Genomic DNA, 19,971 nt, shown 5'->3' with positions numbered 1-19,971 from the left:
AGCCGATACGTAAAACCAAACGCGCCGCTCTCACACGCCAAGTTCAGCCGTAGACAGGCAGGGTTTCGATAGCCGCGCCATGCGACCGCCACCGGACGCCGCACACCCGCGAGAACAAATGGCGCCGCCGCTGCCGCTGCATGGTTACCCGACGCATGCAAGAACCCGCCGAAATCATAAGAAACAAAGCGCCCGCCAAAGCGGGCGCCCTGCTGGATGCGCCGCGATGCTGGCGTTCAGCGAATCAGGCGGCTGAAGTAATTGCGACCGTAGTTATTGTCCCAGTAGGTCACGCCGTTGACCTTGTACGAGATGGCGTACTCGACCTGTGTGGCGTTGCCGATATCCAGCGTGTAGCGCCATTCCTCGAAGCCCATCACGTTCGGGTTGGGGATCGTGTAGTAGCTCGAGTTCCAGAAGTCCTTGCTGTAAGTCGCGGTGGCCACCTTGGTCGTCGCCCAGTTGTCGGTCGTATAGACAACCTTCACTTCCTTGGCGTAGGCGAGATTGCGCACCGTGGTGTAGTTGGACCAAGTCGTCGTGCCTGCCCCCACCACCACTTCCGGGCTGAAGTAGGCGCCATACACATTCACGCCGTTCCCGAGCAAGGTGCCGGCGCCCTTGCCAAGCTTGTAGTTGGCGCCACCGTTGTTGTCCCAGTAGGTCGCGCCGCCAACCGCGTACTTCACCGCGAACTCGATGTTGCTGCCGGTATCGGGCAAGGAGTAGCTGTAGAAATCCGCGGCCCAGATTTCCTTGTTCCCGTTGGTCGCGCGAACGAAGCTCAATGGGTAGTCGACCCACACCCCGTCGCTACGCTTGATGTAGGCGCTGACCTGCTTTTCATACGCGAGGTTCGCAACCTGCACCTCGAAGCGCCCGATATGGGAATAGCCACGGTAGTAAGAGATGTAGCTGTTGGCCTTGAGCAAGCCGACTTCGCCCGCCGCCAGCGCAAAACCAGGCAAGGCCAGCAACACGGCCAGGAAGATACGGATCCAAACTTGAGTCATGAGTACCACTCCATTCAATCGATGCATTGCCCCGGCCCCCGCGTGCCGTTACCGGTACGCGAGCGGCAATCTAACGATCCTCATGAGCCCGCTTGATTGCATTCATTTATGAATCCATCATGGCCGCAACACCTTGATCCATGGCGATTGCACAAATCCATGGCCTGCCAAGCAGTTAGGCGTCACCCGGGCCGCCGGCATTCCGGGCAGAGGCAACCAGCACTGTTGTGAATTCCGCAACGCTTCGCCGCGAGGGCGTTTCGTCCATGTGGCGAACAAAGATCCCAACCCCACGACCGGCGGCAAAACGCTCGCCGCGCACGCCCGTTCGCGCCGCGGAAGCGCTATCTTCTGCGCACCACGGGCCACGATTTACCAGACAAGATGCCAAGATTCGCCGCCAATCTTTCATGGTTGTTTGCCGAGCTGCCCTTTGCAGAACGCTTTGCTGCGGCAGCGCGCGCCGGCTTCGAGGCGGTCGAGTTCCTGTTTCCGTACGAATACGCACCGGAAGAACTGGCGCGCCTTCAGCGCGACGCCAAGGTGCAGACGGTGTTGTTCAATCTGCCACCGGGCGAGTGGCGTAACGGTGAACGCGGTCTTGCCGCGCAGCCCGGTCGCGAGCAGGACTTCCGCTTCAGTATCGAGTTGGCCCTGCTGCACGCACGTGCGCTGGGCGTGCGCCAGTTGCATGTGATGGCCGGACTCACCGAACCGGACGTGCCACGGAGCCAGCAACGCGCCACCTACGTCGCGAACCTGCGTGCGGCCGCTGCGCGAGCCGCCGCCCTGCAGATCGACCTGCTGATCGAACCGATCAACCCGATCGACATGCCGCACTACTACCTGACCCGCGTTGCGCAGGCGCTGGACATCCTGCGCGAGGTTGGCGCACCCAACCTTCGACTGCAGTTCGACGCCTACCATGTGCATCGGGTGGGTGAAGACCCGATCGCGCAACTGCGAATCGCCCTGCCCCATGTCGCGCATGTTCAGATCGCTGGCAGCCCCGGGCGCCATGAACCCGACACCGGCGACTTCGACTACCGCCCCTTCTTCCAGCAGCTCGACACATCCGGCTACTCAGGCTGGGTGGGCTGCGAGTACGCGCCCGCGGCAGCCACCGAAGACGGGCTGAGCTGGCGGGAAAGCTTGACCGGGCGCAGCGCCGAACAGCCACCGACGCCTACACTCGGAGCGTTCGGGTCACTTTCCGGGGGATGACATGGAACAGCCCAGACGCAGGCGCTTTCCGCTTTACCTCCACATCTCGACCTTGTTCATGCTGCTGCTGTTCGCGGTCGGCACGACGCTGGCCTGGCTGTCCTACCAGCGCAGCGCACAGATCATCGAAGACGCCGTCCAGGATGTGTTCGGACGCATCGTGCGGGAGACCACGAGCGAACTGGAGAGCACCGTCGCGCCTGCGCGAACCGCCATCACGCTGCTCGCGGAGCAGCGCGCAGTGCGGGCGCGCAACCAGGCCGAACGGCTCGACAGCCTCGCCTACTTCACACGCGCCCTCGAAACCTCGCCCGCCGCAACCGCACTCTATGTCGGTTACGACGACGGTGATTTCTTCCTGGTGCGCAAGGTGGACGACGCGCCGACCGCCCGACTCTTGAACGCACCACCGGGCACTGCCTATGCGGTCCAGAGCGTGGAACGCGAAGGCGGGCAATCGAACGGGGCGTTTCTGTTCTTCGACGCTGACCTGAAACCGCTTGGCCGCGATGCGCGCGCCGCGTATGCCGCCTACGACCCGCGGACGCGGCCGTGGTATGCCCAGGCGTCTGCCTCCGGCGAAGTGATCCGCACCGAACCTTACGTGTTCTTCACGACCGGGAAAGTCGGTATCACGCTGGCGCGACGATCGATGGATCCGCATGCGATCGTGGGCGTCGACATCCGGCTTGAGCGGCTGGCGGAGTTGCTCAAGGAACAGAAGATCACACCGGGCACGCAACTGGTGATGTTCGACGAGTCGCGCAAGATCCTGGCGGCCGATCAGATTGAACGCCTCGTGCATACCGACGCCCAAGGCGAGCACCCGCGCCTGGTGACCCTCGAAGAGTTCGGCAACCCGGCAATCGCCCGGTTGCATGCGGACGACCGGACGCCCGGCGCCGAACGCCCCCACGCGGTGAGAGCGGGCGGGCGGGATTGGCATTCGACCTCGGTACGCGTGTCGGCGCGCAACGCGCGGCCGCTGTACCTGGGCCTCGCCGTGCCTGATGACGAATTGCTCGCACACGCGCGCTCGCTGCGCCGCGACATGTTGCTTGCGACCGCCCTGGTGATGCTGCTGGCGATCCCCCTCACTTTCGTCGTCGCGCGCGCTATCGCCGACCCGCTGCGGCGTCTGGTCGGCGAGGCCGACACGATCCGGCATTTCGATTTCGCGCGACCGATCCAGGTGAGTTCGATGGTGCAAGAGGTCGACGAACTCGCCGACACCATGCAGCACATGAAGCGCACGATCCAGCGATTCCTCGACATCAGCAGGGCGGTCGCGGAAGAAGACAACTTCGATCGCCTGCTCCCGCGCTTGCTCGACGAGACAATTGCGACCTCCGAGGCACAAGGGGGGCTGCTGCTGCTCGCGGACGCAGGCGCCAGCGCACTCGAGCCGGTGGCACTTAGCGTCGAGGGTCGTACCAGCACGCTCAGCGCCGCCGCGACGGTGAGTGTCGGCACGACACCGCTGCTGCTGCGCGACGCGATAAGCCACACGAACGGCGGCGCACGCGCAGGCAACATCGATAGTCGGGCGATTGCTGTATTCGGCGAGCAGGTCGCCCCGCTCGCGCCACTGGCCGATGCCGGTACTGCCGTGGCTGTGCCCCTGTTCAATCGGGCTCACAAGCTCGTTGGCGCCATCGTGCTTTTCGGCGCGACGTCGATCGACCCGGCAAAGCTGAGCTTCATCAGCGCCTTGTCGGGCACGGCGGCGATCTCGCTCGAAACGCGCGAACTCATCAAGGCCCAGAAAGCCTTGTTCGAAGCCTTCATCCGCCTGATCGCATCGGCGATCGATGCGAAGAGCCCCTACACCGGCGGCCACTGCGCGCGGGTACCCGAGCTCACCAAGATGCTGGCCCATGCCGCCTGCGCGGCGAACGAAGGCCCCTTCCGCGATTTTTCGCTGGACGAAGGCGGCTGGGAGGCGGTTCATGTCGCGTCGTGGCTGCACGACTGCGGCAAGGTCACCACGCCCGAATTCGTGGTGGACAAGGCCACCAAGCTCGAAACGATCTACGACCGCATCCACGAGGTGCGGATGCGCTTCGAGGTGCTCAAGCGCGACGCGGAAATCCGCATGCTGCGTGCGATACAGGACGGCGCGGACGTGGCCACCGCCGAACAGGAGCGCGACGCGCAATGGCGTACGCTGGACGACGAATTCGCGTTTGTCGCGGCGTGCAATCAGGGGGGCGAGTTCATGGCGCCCGACAAGATCGAGCGTCTGCGTCAGATCGCGCAGCGCACCTGGCTGCGCACGCTCGACGACCGTCTCGGCATCTCCCATGAAGAAGCGCAGCGCAAGGCCGCGGCAACTGCAGCGCCCCTGCCGGTGACCGAGCCCTTGCTGGCCGACAAACCGGAGCACCGGATTCCGCGCGGCGCAGGCGACTGCATGACCGATGACAACCCATGGGGCATCCGCATGCAGGCACCGGCGCTGCTGTATGACCGGGGGGAATTGAGCAATCTCACTGTCGGGCGCGGCACCCTCACCAACGAAGATCGCTACAAGATCAACGACCACATCGTGCAGACGATCGTGATGCTCTCGCAGCTCCCCTTCCCGAAACACCTGCAGCAGGTGCCCGAAATCGCGGGAGGCCATCACGAGAAGATGGATGGCAGCGGCTACCCGAAACGCCTGACACGCGAGCAGATGAGCCCGGTCGCCCGCATGATGGCGATCGCCGACATCTTCGAGGCGCTTACCGCGATCGACCGTCCGTACAAGAAGGGCAAGACGCTGTCGGAGGCGATCCGGATCATGGCCGCGATGAAGAAGGACCAGCACATCGACCCTGACCTCTTCGAGCTATTCCTGCGCTCGGGGGTGTATCGCGCCTACGCCGAGCGTTTCATGGCGCCCGAATATGTCGATGCGGTGGATGTCGACGCGGTGCTCGCGGCCGGCTAAAACGAAAGCGCCCGGCGCAATGGCCGGGCGTCATCGCGGACCAGGGTCGCCGTCAGCGGATGCGCTCCTGCGTGTCGGGATCGAAGTACACCGCCTTGCTCAGGTCGAACTGGAGATCGAGCATTTCGCCGGCAGGTCGCGCGAATTCCGGGTGCACCCGGCAGGTCACCTTGCCCCCGTTGATCAGCACGAGGACCAGCGTATCCGGCCCGGTGGGCTCGTCGAGATGCACCTTGAGCGACACCCGGCGCAGGTTCGGCAAATCGCCCAAACCCGGGGGCACATGGGTGATCTGCTCCGGCCGGATCCCGAACACGATTTCCTTGCCGACATACTTGCGAAGCCCGCCGGTCTGGTTGAACGCCGGGAAGATGAAGGTCTGCCCGTCCGACTCCAGACGCAGACCGCAGCCCCCGTCGCCCGTATCTTCGACCCGCGCGTTGATGAAGTTCATCGACGGCGAGCCCATGAACCCCGCTACGAAGAGATTGGCCGGGTCGTCGTAGAGCTGGTGCGGGGTGCCGAATTGCTGCACGGAACCGGCGTTCATCACTGCGATCTTGTCACCCAGCGTCATGGCCTCGACCTGATCGTGGGTGACGTACACGATCGTGGTACCGAGACGGTGATGCAGCATCTTGATCTCGGTGCGCATCTCGACGCGCAGTTTGGCGTCGAGGTTCGACAGCGGTTCGTCGAACAGGAACAGGGCCGGATTGCGGGCGATTGCCCGGCCCATCGCAACTCGCTGCCGCTGCCCGCCGGAGAGTTGCGACGGGCGACGATCGAGCAGGTGGCCGATCTGCAGGATCTGCGCAACGCGGTCGACACTCGCCTGGCGTTCCGCCGGGGGGATCTTGCGCATCTCAAGCCCGAACGCGATGTTCTGGCGCACCGTCATGTTCGGATACAGCGCATACGACTGGAACACCATCGCGATGTCGCGGTCCTTCGGTGACAGGTGATTGACGACGCGGTCGTCGATCAGGATGTCGCCGGACGTGATGTTGTCCAGCCCGGCAATCAGGTTCAGCAAGGTCGATTTGCCACAGCCCGACGGCCCCACCAGGATCAGGAACTCCCCCTTTGCGATCTCGATGTCGATGCCCTTGAGCACCTCGGTCTGGTTGAAGGCCTTGCGGACGTTGCGGATGGATAGCGCACCCATATTGTCTTTTTCCCTTGTCTTCTGAGGGGCTTCAGCCCTTGACCGACCCGGCGGTCAGGCCGCGCACGAAGTATTTGCCGGCAACCACGTAGACGAACAGCGTAGGCAAGGCGGCAATGATGGCCGCCGCCATGTTCACGTTGTATTCCTTGACGCCGGTGGAGGTATTCACCAGGTTGTTGAGCGCCACGGTAATCGGTTGCCGTTCGCCAGACGAGAACACCACGCCGAACAGGAAGTCATTCCAGATCTGGGTGAATTGCCAGATGATCGACACGACGATGATCGGGCCCGAAAGCGGCAGGATGATGCGCAGGAAGATGCGCACGAAGCCCGCGCCGTCGATGCGGGCGGCTTTCACCAACTCCTCCGGAATCGACACGTAGTAGTTCCGGAAGAACAAGGTCGTGAAGCACAGACCATAGACCACGTGCACGAAGATCAGGCCGGCGATCGAACTCGCCAGCCCCATCAGCCCGAGCGTCTGCGCCATGGGCAGCAACACCACCTGGAAGGGGATGAAGCACCCCATCATCAGCAGCAGAAACAAGGTGTCCGAGCCGCGGAAGCGCCACATCGTCAGCACATAGCCGTTGAAAGCGCCGATCGCGGTCGAGATCAGCACCGCTGGAACCACGAAGGAAACGGAATTCCAGAAGTAACCCTTGAGCCCACCGCACAGCACGCCGGTGCACGCGGAACCCCAGGCCTTGGCCCACGGCTCCAGGGTGACCGTCTCGGGCAACGCAAGCAGATTGCCGACGCGGATCTCGTCCAACGTCTTGAGCGAGGTCGTCACCATTACATACAGTGGCATCAGGTAGTACAGGCAGACCAGAGCCAGCGCGCCGTAAACGAAGATGCGGCCAAACGAGAAGCGCGACTCGCCGGGCAGGATGACGCGTCCCTCAGCCATTGCTCGTCCTCCGGGTCTCTGACCAGATCATCGGCACCACGACCGTCACGATGATCATCAACATCATCATGGCGCTGGCTGCCCCCAGACCGATCTGGTTGCGCGTGAAGGCATGGGTGTACATGAAGGTGGCGGGCACGTCGCTGGAGAAGCCCGGTCCGCCGCCGGTCAGCGCCACGACAAGGTCGAAGCTCTTGATCGCGATGTGCGCCAGGATCATGAAGCAGGAGAAGAAGACCGGGCGCAGACTGGGCAGGATGATGCGCCAGTAGATGCGCGGCATCGAAGCGCCATCCACTCGCGCGGCCTTGATGATCGAGTCGTCGATCCCGCGCAGGCCGGCGAGAAACAGCGCCATGACGAAGCCGGACGATTGCCACACCCCCGCGATCACTACGGTGTAGATGGCGCGATCCGGATTCACCAGCCAATCGAAGGTGAAGTCCGAGAAACCGATATCCCGTACGACTTTTTCGATACCCAGCCCCGGGTTGAGGACCCACTTCCAGGCAGTGCCGGTGACGATGAACGACAAGGCCATCGGGTACAGGTAAATCGAACGGATGAAGCCTTCGAGGCGGATGCGTTGATCGAGGAGGATCGCCAGCAGCAAGCCCACCACGAGGCAGATGATCACGAAGAGCAAGCCAAAGATCACCAGGTTCTTCAACGCCAGCCACCAGCGATCATTGTCGAACAGGCTGGTGTACTGCTCGAAGCCGACGAAGCTGTAGGTCGGCAGCATGCGTGAAGGCGTCATCGAGAGGATGGCCGTCCACAAGATGTAGCCGTACACGAAAACAAGGCACGCGACAAAAGTCGGCGCGATCACGATCTTGGGCAACCAGTTCTCGATCAGGTCGTACAGGCTGCTCGTTGGAGCACGCTTACCTGCGATCGGACTGCTGGCGACCGGGGCGGTCTCACCACTCATTGGGCAACTCCGAGCATACGTCGTCCCTGCAGGCGGCCGCATGCCGCGCCCCTGCATTCCGGACTCTGCGACAGAGGCGGAGCCGCAGCCCCGCCCCTTGCCGTGCAATGCCGCTTACTTGGTCTTGGCGGCGGAAGCCAGCTTGTCAGCAGCCTGCTTCGGTGTGACACCCGTGCCGTTGAAGAACTGGGTCACGACGTCCTGCATCGCACCGGCGGTCGCCGACGGAACGGCCATGCCGTGCGCGATCGACGGAACCAGGCCACCCGACTTGGACGTTGCGACGAAGTCCTTGGAGGACATCTTCGCGCAGTCGTCGAACTTGTCCATCTTCATGCCCAGGCGAACCGGGATCGAGCCCTTGTTCAGGTTGAAGACTTCCTGGAACTCGTTGCTCATGATGGCCGCAGCGAGGTCGCCCTGACCTTTCGTGGTATCCGCATTCGTTTGCTGGAACATCACGAAGCTGTCGACGTTGAAGGTGTAGCCCTTGTCCGTTCCCGGTGCGGCGGCGCAGATGAAGTCCTTGCCCGGCACTTTGCCGGCGGCGGTGAACTCACCCTTGGCCCAGTCGCCCATGAACTGCATGCCGGCCTTGCCATTGATCACCATCGCAGTCGCCAGGTTCCAGTCGCGGTTGGCGCTGTCCTTGTCGATGTACTTGCGTACCTTGCCGAATACCTCGAAGGACTTGACCATCGTGTCGCTCTTCAGCGAAGCCTGGTCAAGGTCAACCAGCGCCTTCTTGTAGAAGGCCGGGCCGCCTACGCCGAGCACCACCGACTCAAACACGGTGAAGTCCTGCCACGGCTGTCCGCCATGCGCCACCGCGATCAACCCTGCCTTCTGGATCTTGTCGGCCGCGACGAAGAACTCGTCCCAGGTCTTCGGCACTTCCGCCCCGGCCTTCTTGAAGACTTCCGGGTTGGCCCACATCCAGTTCACACGGTGCACGTTCACCGGCGCCGCCACGTAATGCCCCTTGTACTTCATGATGTTCGCCACGCCAGCCGGCAGCAGCGAATCCCACTTTTCGGCCTTGGCGGTCGCATCGATGTTGGCGAGCTTTCCGGTCTCGCCCCATTCCTGAATCGACGGGCCTTTGATCTGTGCGGCCACCGGAGGGTTGCCCGAAACGACACGAGACTTGAGCACCGTCATCGCGTTTTCGCCACCGCCGCCAGCCACTGCGAAGTCTTTCCACTTGTGGCCCTTGGCCTCAAGCATCTTCTTGAGTTCAGCCACCGATTTTGCCTCGCCACCCGAGGTCCACCAGTGCAGCACTTCGATTTCAGCGGCACGCGCCGCATTCATACCGAAAACCAGACCGACTGCCAGAGCAATTCCCGCTACACGCATTTTTGTCTCCTTCATTGTGGTTTCTCCTCCGTGCTGCTGGCGGTAACCCGACATCGCCCCATAAGCGCATGAGCGAGCGGGCCCCTTCTTAGAGCCGACTGAACATAATGCAGTTTACTAAACAACAAAAGAACGGCAAGCGCATTTTTTGTTCATTTCGACCTTGCAACGCAACATCTAATTGCCAAGACAGCTAATGCTGACTTGCAAATCAGGGTATACCATGATCTTTATCAAAGCTGCAAGCACTTTTGTTTACTAAACGCCGTCCGTGCGGGATACTTGCGCGCCATGAAACCAGTGAGCATTCGCCAAGTGGCAGCGCGCGCCGGCGTGTCGGTCGGCAGCGTGTCCCGTGCACTCAAGAACCAACCGGGTCTCAGCGATGAGACCCGCGCACGCATCCTGGCCGCGGCAGACACCTTGGGATACGACATCGGGCGCTTGCGTGCCCGTCCGTTGAAGCGCGTCGTGTGCCTGCTTCATCGCCAGCACTCCACGCTGACCGGCAACCAGTTCTTCTCGCATGTAGTGCAGGGCGCGGAAGCCGCAGCACGAGAGCACGGCATTGCGATGTCGCTGTTTTCGGTCGCCCCGACCGACCCGTTGCACGACATGATCGTTGCCCTTCACGAGCCAGACGGGTTCCTGTGCGCCGGGTTTCTCGAGGATGAAGTCCTCTCGGAGCTGGTCGCCACCGGGCACCCCCTGGTGCTGATCGATTACCAGTGGCGCGATCTGCCCGCCATCAATGCCGACAACGAAGGTGGCGCCTTTACCGCCATCTCCCGACTGATCGCATCGGGCCACCGTCGCATCGCGTTCATCCATGGGCCGCTGTCGCACCACAGCATCCTGCAGCGGATGCGCGGCTACCGCGCCGCGCTGTTTCACCACGGGATTCCCGGTGACCCCGAGCTCGAGATCCTGCTGGATCGCTCGGACGACCCCGAAGGCGCCAGCGCCCGCGCGGTCGATGAGTTGCTTGCGCGGCCGACCCCGCCCGAAGCCATCTTTGCCTACAACGATGTCTGCGCCCTGGCCACGATGCGTGCCTGCCAGCGTCGCGGCGTGCGGATTCCCGAAGACATCTCGATCATCGGCTTCGACGATATCGGCGCGGCCGCACTCTCGACCCCGCCGTTGACGACGCTGCGCATCGGAAAGGAAGAAATGGGCCGCATCGGCATGCAGTGCCTTGCCGACATCACCGCAGGCAAGCCCGCTACGAAGGTCGTGCTGCCTGTCGAACTCGTGGTGCGTGGCAGCGCGCGCATCGCGCCAGACGACCTTGGAGGCGTCGAATCATGAACCCGAACTTTCGCGCGCCCGAATTCCTGCTGGCGCACATCCGCCATACGATGGCTTTCTACCATCCGCGAGCGATCGATCCCCGCGGCGGCATGTTCCACTACTTCCGCGATGACGGAAGCATCTACGATAGTGACAGCCGTCACCTTGTCAGCAGCACGCGATTCGTCTTTACCTACGCGATGGCTTACCGTCGCTTCGGCAACGACGCCTATCGCGACGCGTGCATGCATGCCGTCCGCTTCCTGCGCGAGGCGCACCGGCAACCCAATGGCGGCTATGCATGGACCTTGCAGCTTGACGAAACCGGCAAAGCCACCGTCACCGACTCGACCAATCACTGTTACGGCCTCGCCTTCGTGGTACTGGCCTACGCACATGCATTGATGGCCGGCATCACCGAATGCCGCGCATGGCTTGACGAGACCATCGCGCTGATGGAAGCGCGATTCTGGTCCGAAGCAGCTGGCCTCTACGCCGACGAGGCGGATGCCGATTGGGTGGTCAGCGACTACCGCGGTCAGAATGCCAACATGCACAGTTGCGAGGCGATGCTTGCGGCCTACGACGCAACCGGAGAAGTCCGTCACCTGCATCGCGCCGAACGGCTTGCGCACAACATCACCGTCCGTCAGGCAGCGCTCGCCGGCGACATGATGTGGGAGCACTACAAGGCCGACTGGTCGGTCGATTGGGACTACAACCGCCACGACAAGAGCAACATCTTCCGGCCCTGGGGCTATCAACCCGGGCATCTGACCGAATGGGCCAAGCTGCTGCTGACGCTCGAACGGCATCGTGCGCAACTCGCGAACGATCCCGCATGGCTGTTGCCTCGTGCGCGCCACCTGTTCGACACGGCGCTCCAGCGCGCGTGGGACGATACACATGGCGGCATCTACTACGGCTTCGCGCCCGACGGCAGCATCTGCGACGACGACAAGTATTTCTGGGTGCAGGCTGAGAGCCTTGCCGCAGCCGCGTGCCTGGCGATCCGCACCGGAGAGTCCGGCTACTGGACCTGGTATGACCGCATCTGGGACTACGCCTGGCGGCACTTCGTGGATCATCGCTACGGCGCCTGGTTCCGCATCCTCACCGGGGACAACAAGCCTTACAGCGACGAGAAGAGCCCGGCCGGCAAGGTCGATTACCACACCATGGGCGCTTGTTACGAAGTCCTCGGCCAACTGGGACATCACGCATGACACTGCCGCTCGCGCGCTTCGTCAGCTTTGGCGAAGCGCTCACTGACATGATCCGCGGCGAAGGCGATGCGTGGCACGCCAAGAACGGCGGCGCAAGCTGGAACGTTGGCCGTGCCGCCGCCGCGCTCGGTGTGGCCAGTGCCTTCGCCGGTTGCGTCAGCAAGGATTGTTTCGGCGATGCGCTTGCTGACGCCAGTGCCAGTGCAGGCCTTGATCTGCGCTACCTGCAGCGGGCCCACGCCGCCCCGCTGCTGGCAATCGTCCATCAGACACGGCCACCCGCGTATTTCTTCATCGGCGCTGGCGCGGCCGATCTCGAATTCGACGTCGCGCTTCTGCCGCAGGGCTGGCGCGAAACGATCCAGTGGGCGCACTTCGGCGGCATCAGCCTCACCCGGCCCGGCCTCGCGCAGCGCCTGGTCGATCTCGCCCACGCGCTGCATCAGCAAGGGGTAAAGCTCAGCTATGACCCCAATTACCGGGTACTGATGGACGAGCGCTACGACGCGACGCTCCAGCAGATGCTCGCCCTTGCCGATGTCGTGAAGGTCTCGGATGAAGACCTTTGCGGCCTCTATCGCACAGCCAACGCCACCGATGCGCTGCCGTCGCTGCTCGCCGCGCGCGGCGGCAAGCCTGTCCTTTACACAACCGGCGCGAGAAGCGCGAGCCTCTTTGTCGCCGACAGGGAATGGACGGCAGCGCCCCCCGCCGTCAAGGTAGTCGACACTGTCGGCGCGGGCGATGCCACGATCGCGGGCCTCGTCGCAAGCCTGATGCAGGCGCCCGGAGCGTCATGGCCGGAGCACTTCGCTCATGCCATTGCCTGCGGCAGCGCAGCATGTCTGCACGCCGGTGCTACCCCGCCGACCCCGGGCGATATCGCCCCCTTGATTAAGCAAGTAAGCGTTCACGCGACCACTTGATCGCACGGATTGACGAATGAAGGGTGCTGCCTTGCACCATTCAAGTGCGGTGCGGCGCGGCCGTTAACCCCCCGACAAGCGCACGTATCGAGGCGCTGGCGGTTGATGCCGCCATTCAAGACACTCGGCGGGGGGAAGGATGAAGGATTTGTCCATTGCGGTTCGGATCGGCGCCGGCTTCGCGATCATGCTCGCGCTGATTCTGCTGGTAGGTTTGATCGGCATCTTCGGCGTGCGCAGCCAGCACGACCAGATCACCCGCCTGATCGACTCCGACATCGCGCTCTACGTCCGTGTAGGTGAAATGAGCAACGCGCTCGGCGTAATGCGCTCGATCGAGAAAGACACGCTGATCAATTTCGTTCAGATCAAGAAGGTCGAAGAACTGCGCAAACAGTGGAGCGAGGCTAACGCCCGGTTCGGCGCGGCACTCTCCGCCGGCCGAAAGCTCGCCGAGCCTGAGGACGGGGCCAAGCTCGATGCGATGCAAGCCCAGATGAAGGACTATGCAGCCGGCTACAACGATCTGGCGAACCGGATCGGCAAGGGCGAGTTCAGCAGTTCGGCCAACGCAAGCACTGCCATCCAGTCAGCCGTCGAGGCGGTCACCAAACTGGAGGCGACGCTAAACGGGCTCGCAACGGCGAGCCAGAAACGCTCGGACGGCGCCTCCGCCCAGCTGGCCAACCTGCGCAACAAAGTGACGACCATGCTCGCTTCGCTCGCGGCGGTCGCAGCACTCGCGGGCGCGGCCATCGCGGTGCTCGTCACCCTCTCGATCCGGCGGCCGCTTGAAAGCACGCAGAAAGCAGCCACCGCAATCGCCGCGGAGAACGACCTCAGCCGCGACATCCCCGATGCGGGCGCGAATGAGATCGGCGCCACCGTGCGGGCGTTCCGCCAGGTGTTCCAGTCGATCCGCAGCTTCATCGGCGAAACGACGCTCAAGGCCCGGCAGCTCGACAGCACCGTCGGCCAGATGGAACAGCTCGCAGACCAGGTCGCACAAGCCTCCTCGCAACAGGCGCAGGCGTCTTCCGCCGCCACCAGTGCCGTCAGCGAAATGAGCAACGGCATCGACCTGCTCTCTGGCAGCACCGATCGTCTGCGCAACGACGCCGAACACACCAGCCTCAAGGCGCAGGAAGGCGCACAAGCGGCCGCTCAGGCGCAGGGCGAGATCGAACAAGTCGCGCTGGCGCTCAAGGACGCCTCGCAGGTGATGAACACCCTCGTGGACCGTTCGGCGGAAATCAACACCATCGTGCGCACGATTCGCGAAATCGCCGATCAGACCAACCTGCTTGCGCTCAATGCCGCGATCGAAGCGGCGCGCGCCGGCGAACAGGGGCGCGGCTTCGCCGTGGTCGCGGATGAAGTGCGCAAACTTGCAGAACGCACCACCGCGTCGACCGACGACATCTCGCGGCGGATTGCCACGGTGCTGTCCGAGACCAGCCAGGCCAACCAGCGGATTCAGGACGCCAGCAGCCGCATCGACGAAGGCGTCGACTGCACCCATCGGGTGGCCCGCTCACTCGACGAGATTCTGCAGGCGTCGGCAAGCACGGTAACGCAGGTGCATGGCGTATCGAGCACCCTCCACAGCCAGAGCGCCGCCGCCCATGGCGTCACCGAGAACATCGAGCGCATCGCCGCGATGACCGAAGAGAATCACAATGCGGTGTCGCAGGTGAGCGCGCTGGTAAAGGGCCTCTCCGACCTGACCCGTGATCTGAACCAGCAGATCGGGCGCTTCCGCGTCTGAGCCCATCGCGCGTCAGCCCGCGTGAGCGCCTGAGCACCGGGGGGTTCAGACGATAGCGCGCTGCGGACTCAGCGCCACGCGCTGCCCACCTGGATATAGAACGCACTGTCTTCCGGACCACGGGCGACATCGAGGCCGGCCAGTAAGCCGAGTTTGCGGGCGATCAGATAGCGAAAACCGCCGCCCCAGGCGTAAGCAGTCTCTGCCGCGCTGAATTCGGTACGCGGGCCATAAGCCTTGCCGGCACCGCTGAATCCGACCAGCCACCAACGCTCGTCCAGCGCCCAACGCAGTTCCAGTTCGCCGACCGCGGTACTGCGGTCCTGATAGCGTGCTGCCGGAATACCGCGCAGCTTGACGAAAGGCTGGCCCCAGAACGGCACGCCGTCCGTCGCATGCTGGTAGTCGCCGCGCAGGCCGAGTACCCACTGCGGGGCGAGCTGCAACCAATGGTATGCACGCAGCCCGTACAGATCGAAACTCATCGACGCGCCGAGCGCCGGGCGGATGAAGTTGGCTTCACCCTCGACGTAGGTACCCTTGTTGGGCGAGAGAAAGTTGTCGCGGGTGTCGTAGTCGACCAGCAAGCCGGCGCTGCCGATACGCGCCTTGGTCGATTCCGGCAGCAGTTCAGGCGGTCGCTCCCGCTCGAAGCGCATCGTGGAGTCGAGATAGGCATAGCGCACGCCGATCAGCCACGGCGTGTCCGCAACGCGCATCAGCACCTGCTGCACCGTGCCAACGCCCTCGACGCCGTAACGCCGGGCCTGGCCGGCCAGGCCATAGTAGTCGAGCCGGATGTCGAGCTTCGCGACGCCGCCGAGATAGCGGATGCGGTCACCCTGCCAGGTGTGCATGTGGCCAGCGAAGCCACCCCAGGTGCCGTTCTCCGTTTTGAAGCCGCCAATCGCCGAGATGTTCGGCGGTGCCGCGCGCCCGGATTCCTCCAGGTTCTTCTGCGCCGCCTCCGACATCGACTGATCGAAGAATGCGGCCACCATGCCACCGCCGTAGCCCACGGCCGGCTCGGTGATGATCACCGGAACCGGCAGCAGGCCCTTGTATGTCAACAGGTATTCGCTGGCGTCAACGCGGCCGTCTTCCGGGTCGGTGAAACGCTCAGGCGCCGCCTGCGCGGCACCTGCCATAACGCAAGCCGAAAGCAGTGCGGCGCACCGCAGGCGCATCAGCCCAGCCAGACGCGCGCGTTGCGGAACATGCGCATCCACGGCGAATCTTCGCCGAGGAAGTCCGGCGCCCAGGACATCTGCAGCGTGCGGCGGCAGCGCTCCGGGTGCGGCATCATGATCGTGAAGCGGCCATCCGGCGTCGTCAGGCCGGCGATGCCGTCCGGCGAACCGTTCGGGTTCGCCGGATAGCGGGTCGCCACCTGCCCCGCGTTGTCGATGTAGCGCAGCGCGATCCTGGCGTTGTCCTGCGCGTCGATGCCGTCAAACACCGCGCGGCCTTCGCCGTGCGACACCACGATCGGCATGCGGCTGCCCGCCATGCCGGCGAACAGGATCGACGGGTTTTCCGGGATCTCCGCCATCACGAAGCGCGCTTCGAACTGCTCGCTGCGGTTGCGCTGGAAGGTAGGCCAGCACTCGGCACCGGGGATGATCGGAGCGAGGTGCGCCATCATCTGGCAACCATTGCAGACGCCCAGCGCGAAGGTGTCGTTGCGGCCGAAGAAGGCCTCGAACTGCGCGCGCAAGGCGTCCGAGAACAGGATCGACTTCGCCCAGCCCTGCCCCGCGCCCAGCACGTCGCCGTACGAGAAGCCGCCGCAGGCCGCGAGGCCCTTGAACTGGTCCAGCGTGTAGCGGCCGGAGAACAGGTCGGACATGTGCACATCAAACGGCTCGAAGCCGGCGCGTTCGAACGCGGAGGCCATTTCGGCCTGCGAGTTCACGCCCTGCTCGCGCAGGATCGCGATCTTCGGCCGTGCGCCGGTAGCGATCATCGGCGCAGCGATATCGTCGGCCGCGTCGAAGGACAGCGATACCGACAGGCCCGGGTTGCTGGCGTCGAGCAGGCTGTCGAATTCTTCCTGCGCACAGGTCGCGTCGTCGCGGATCTTCGCGATCTGGTAGCTGACCTCGCTCCAGGCACGCTGCAGTTCCGCGCGCGGTGCGGCGAAGATCATCTTCGCGTTGCGCCAGATGCGCAGTTCATCGCGATCGTTCGGCTGACCGATGAAGTGGGCAGCGCCACCGAGTTGGTGCGCGGTCAGCGTGGCCAGCACCGCATCGCGTTGGTCGCGGCGGATCTGGATCACCGCGCCGAGTTCTTCGGCGAAGAGCGCGGCCAGCACGCGATCGTTGAAGCGGCCGGCGAGCATGCCGGCTTTCTTCTCGCCGCCATCCACATCCGACAGGTGGCCGTCGTAGGCGATCGAATCGAGTTCCAGCGACACACCGGTGTGGCCCGCGAAGGCCATCTCGGCCACGGTGGCGAGCAGGCCACCATCGCCGCGGTCGTGATAGGCGAGCACGCGATCATCGCGCTTGAGCTCGGCCATCGCGGCCACGAAGGCCTTCAGCGTTTCCGCATCGATATCCGGCGCGTGTTCGCCGACCGAGTTGAAGCACTGCGCAAACACCGAACCACCCAGGCGATGCTTGCCGCGGCCCAGATCGATAAGCACCAGCTCGGTCTCCACACCCGGCAGGGTCTTGAGTTCCGGCGTCAGCGTGCGGCGCACATCGCCAACCGGCGCGAAGGCGGTCACGATCAGCGACAGCGGCGCGACGACCTTCTTCTCGGCGCCTTCGTCCTGCCACACCGTCTTCATCGACAGCGAATCCTTGCCGACCGGGATCGCCAGCTGTGCGCCCTGGCAGAACTCGGACACCGCCTTCACGGTGGCGAACAGGTGGGCGTCCTCGCCACGGTGGCCGCAGGCGGCCATCCAGTTGGCGGAAAGCTTGATCTGCTTCATGTCCGACACATCAGCGGCGAGCAGATTGGTCACCGACTCGCCGACCGCCATGCGGCCGGATGCCGTCGGTGACACGCAGGCCAGCGGCGTACGCTCGCCCATCGCCATCGCTTCGCCGAGGTAGCCGTGGAAGCTGGCAGTGGTCACCGCGACGTCAGCCACCGGCACCTGCCACGGGCCGACCATCTGGTCACGCGCGGTCTGGCCGCCTACCGAACGGTCACCGATGGTGATGAGGAAGTTCTTCGAGGCGACGGTCGGGTTACGCAGCACGCGGCCCACGGCATCCGCAAGATCCACCGCGGTGGTGTCGAGCGGCGGCAGGAAGATGTCGCGCTTGGCCACGTCGCGCGTCATGCGCGGCGGCTTGCCGAGCAGCACTTGCATGTCCATGTCGACCGGCTTGTTGCCGAAGTGACTGTCGCTCACCGTCAGGCGGCCATCGGCGGTGGTGGTGCCGAGCACCGCAAACGGGCAGCGCTCGCGCACGCAGATCGCTTCGAAGTCGGCCAGACGGTCCGGCGAAATCGCGAGGACGTAGCGCTCCTGCGCTTCGTTCGACCAGATCTCGCGCGGGCTCATGCCCGGCTCTTCGATCTGGATGTTGCGCAGCTCGAAGTGCGCGCCCAGCTTGGCGTGATCGGCCAGTTCCGGCATCGCGTTGGAGAGGCCGCCGGCGCCAACGTCGTGGATCGCCAGGATCGGGTTGTTCTCGCCCTGCTGCCAGCAGGCATCGATCACCTCCTGGGCGCGGCGTTCGATTTCCGGGTTGCCGCGCTGCACCGAGGCGAAGTCCAGATCCGCGGTATTCGTGCCGGTCGCCATCGACGAGGCAGCGCCGCCGCCCAGGCCGATCAGCATGCCGGGCCCGCCCAACTGGATCAGCAGCGTGCCGGCTGCGAAGTCGCTCTTGAAGGATTGCTCGGCCTGGATGCTGCCGACGCCGCCCGCGATCATGATCGGCTTGTGGTAGCCGCGCACCTCGCCCATCACTTCCTGCTCGAAGGCACGGAAGTAGCCGGTCAGGTTCGGGCGACCAAACTCGTTGTTGAACGCGGCCGCGCCGAGCGGGCCGTCGATCATGATCTGCAGCGCCGAGGCAATGCGTTCCGGCTTGCCGTAGTTCACTTCCCAAGGCTGCTCATAGCCCGGGATACGCAGGTTCGACACGGTGAAGCCCGCGAGGCCCGCCTTGGGCTTGGAGCCACGGCCGGTCGCGCCTTCGTCGCGGATTTCGCCGCCCGCGCCGGTCGACGCCCCCGGGAAGGGCGAGATCGCGGTCGGGTGGTTGTGCGTCTCGACCTTGGCAAGGATGTGGGTCAGCTCCGGCTTGTAGCTCCAGCGACCATCCTTCTCCGGATAGAAGCGCTGGATCTCGGCGCCCTCGAAGATCGCGGCGTTATCCGAGTACGCGACCACGGTGTGCTCGGGCTGCGCCTTGTGGGTATCGCGGATCATGCCGAACAGGGTTTTCTCTTCGGCGCGGCCGTCGATCACCCAGCTGGCGTTGAAGATCTTGTGGCGGCAGTGCTCAGAGTTCGCCTGCGCGAACATCATCAGCTCCACGTCGGTCGGGTTGCGGCCCATCTTCGTGAAGTTGTCGACCAGGTAGTCGATCTCGTCATCCGACAAGGCCAGGCCCAGTTCGCCGTTGGCCACTTCCAGCGCGGCACGGCCACCGCCGATGATGTCGACCGTGGTGAGCGGCTGCGGCGCATAGTGGGCGAAAAGGCCGTGCGCAGCGTCGACGTTGTCGAGCACCGATTCGGTCATGCGATCGTGCAGCACCGGCAGCGCGGCAGCGCGGGCGTCGGCATCAAGGCCACCACGCACTTCAAGCGTGTAGGCGGTGCCGCGCTCGATCCGCTTGATCTTCGCGAAGCCGCAGTTGTGCGCGATGTCGGTGGCCTTCGACGACCAGGGCGAGATCGTGCCCAGGCGCGGGGTGACCAGCAGCAGTTCGCCCGCGGGCGCGTCACCCTGCGGATAGGCGCCGATCAGGTCCGCCAGGCGCTCGGCCTCGTCGCCAGCGAGCGGCGTGTCGATCTCGACGAAGTACCAGTGTTCAGCGGCGAGCCCCTTCAACTTCGGCAGGGCGGATTTGAGCTGGGCCGTGAGGCGCTCCAGACGGGAAGCGGAAAGCGCGGGCGCGCCACGCAGCTTGAGGATCTCGGGCATGGTGGTTCCGAAGGGGCTAGCCAGGGGAAATCGGTTCTGACCGACGCGCTGAATGGGCGCCGGCGGTGAAAAACCGTGATTATACCG

General features: G+C 64.1%; 13 protein-coding genes. 6 read left to right on the top strand and 7 right to left on the bottom strand.

Annotated elements, in window-relative coordinates; translation table 11 throughout:
• Positions 1 to 236: 236 nt before the first annotated feature.
• Positions 237 to 1,013 (bottom strand): carbohydrate-binding protein, encoded by a 777-nt coding sequence (locus tag GGR36_RS00130; protein ID WP_183630594.1) that lies wholly within the window; start codon positions 1,011 to 1,013, stop codon positions 237 to 239.
• A 384-nt stretch (positions 1,014 to 1,397) separates the two neighbouring features.
• On the opposite strand from GGR36_RS00130, the gene otnI reads away from it, so the two are divergent.
• Together otnI and GGR36_RS00120 are read left to right on the top strand one after the other, a co-directional pair.
• Positions 1,398 to 2,237, top strand: coding sequence for a 2-oxo-tetronate isomerase (gene otnI / locus GGR36_RS00125; protein ID WP_183630593.1), 840 nt, complete (start codon positions 1,398 to 1,400; stop codon positions 2,235 to 2,237).
• A gap of 1 nt (position 2,238) precedes the next feature.
• Positions 2,239 to 5,172 carry an HD domain-containing phosphohydrolase gene (locus GGR36_RS00120; protein ID WP_183630592.1) on the top strand — a complete coding sequence of 978 codons (2,934 nt, stop codon included), beginning with the start codon at positions 2,239 to 2,241 and terminating at the stop codon, positions 5,170 to 5,172.
• 52 nt (positions 5,173 to 5,224) lie between these two features.
• Here the strand turns inward: GGR36_RS00120 and GGR36_RS00115 are convergent, their stop codons facing one another.
• From GGR36_RS00115 to GGR36_RS00100, 4 genes are all read right to left on the bottom strand, one after another.
• Positions 5,225 to 6,340, bottom strand: coding sequence for an ABC transporter ATP-binding protein (locus GGR36_RS00115; protein ID WP_183630591.1), 1,116 nt, complete (start codon positions 6,338 to 6,340; stop codon positions 5,225 to 5,227).
• A gap of 31 nt (positions 6,341 to 6,371) precedes the next feature.
• Positions 6,372 to 7,256: a carbohydrate ABC transporter permease gene (locus tag GGR36_RS00110; RefSeq protein ID WP_183630589.1), complete on the bottom strand. Its 885-nt coding sequence runs from the start codon at positions 7,254 to 7,256 to the stop codon at positions 6,372 to 6,374.
• Positions 7,249 to 8,190: a carbohydrate ABC transporter permease gene (locus GGR36_RS00105; RefSeq protein ID WP_183630587.1), complete on the bottom strand. Its 942-nt coding sequence runs from the start codon at positions 8,188 to 8,190 to the stop codon at positions 7,249 to 7,251. The genes GGR36_RS00110 and GGR36_RS00105 overlap by 8 nt, the downstream gene beginning before the upstream one ends.
• A gap of 114 nt (positions 8,191 to 8,304) precedes the next feature.
• Positions 8,305 to 9,549 carry an ABC transporter substrate-binding protein gene (locus GGR36_RS00100; protein WP_207064400.1) on the bottom strand — a complete coding sequence of 415 codons (1,245 nt, stop codon included), beginning with the start codon at positions 9,547 to 9,549 and terminating at the stop codon, positions 8,305 to 8,307.
• A gap of 291 nt (positions 9,550 to 9,840) precedes the next feature.
• Here GGR36_RS00100 and GGR36_RS00095 point away from each other — a divergent pair, with 291 nt between their 5' ends.
• The 4 genes from GGR36_RS00095 to GGR36_RS00080 all read left to right on the top strand — a co-directional run bounded on the left by GGR36_RS00095 (position 9,841) and on the right by GGR36_RS00080 (position 14,762).
• On the top strand, positions 9,841 to 10,860 hold the full coding sequence (locus tag GGR36_RS00095; RefSeq protein WP_183630583.1) for a LacI family DNA-binding transcriptional regulator: 1,020 nt from the start codon (positions 9,841 to 9,843) through the stop codon (positions 10,858 to 10,860).
• A complete protein-coding gene (locus tag GGR36_RS00090; protein ID WP_183630580.1) occupies positions 10,857 to 12,068 on the top strand; it encodes an AGE family epimerase/isomerase in 1,212 nt (403 codons plus the stop codon). Before GGR36_RS00095 ends, GGR36_RS00090 begins: the two co-directional genes overlap by 4 nt.
• The gene (locus tag GGR36_RS00085; RefSeq protein WP_183630578.1) at positions 12,065 to 12,994 is read left to right on the top strand and encodes a carbohydrate kinase family protein; all 930 of its coding nucleotides are present in this window, start codon (positions 12,065 to 12,067) and stop codon (positions 12,992 to 12,994) included. The genes GGR36_RS00090 and GGR36_RS00085 overlap by 4 nt, the downstream gene beginning before the upstream one ends.
• A gap of 148 nt (positions 12,995 to 13,142) precedes the next feature.
• Positions 13,143 to 14,762, top strand: a complete 1,620-nt coding sequence (locus tag GGR36_RS00080) for a methyl-accepting chemotaxis protein (protein ID WP_183630576.1) — start codon at positions 13,143 to 13,145, stop codon at positions 14,760 to 14,762.
• A 68-nt stretch (positions 14,763 to 14,830) separates the two neighbouring features.
• Here the strand turns inward: GGR36_RS00080 and GGR36_RS00075 are convergent, their stop codons facing one another.
• Positions 14,831 to 15,910 (bottom strand): BamA/TamA family outer membrane protein, encoded by a 1,080-nt coding sequence (locus GGR36_RS00075; protein WP_207064358.1) that lies wholly within the window; start codon positions 15,908 to 15,910, stop codon positions 14,831 to 14,833.
• 38 nt (positions 15,911 to 15,948) lie between these two features.
• A complete protein-coding gene (gene purL, locus GGR36_RS00070) occupies positions 15,949 to 19,884 on the bottom strand; it encodes a phosphoribosylformylglycinamidine synthase (protein WP_183630573.1) in 3,936 nt (1,311 codons plus the stop codon).
• Positions 19,885 to 19,971 lie beyond the last annotated feature (87 nt).

The sequence above is a fragment of the Niveibacterium umoris genome (assembly GCF_014197015.1).
Classification (GTDB): domain Bacteria; phylum Pseudomonadota; class Gammaproteobacteria; order Burkholderiales; family Rhodocyclaceae; genus Niveibacterium; species Niveibacterium umoris.
The sequence above is the reverse complement of the archived record's forward strand: the minus strand, read 5'-3'. Positions and strand labels throughout refer to the sequence as shown.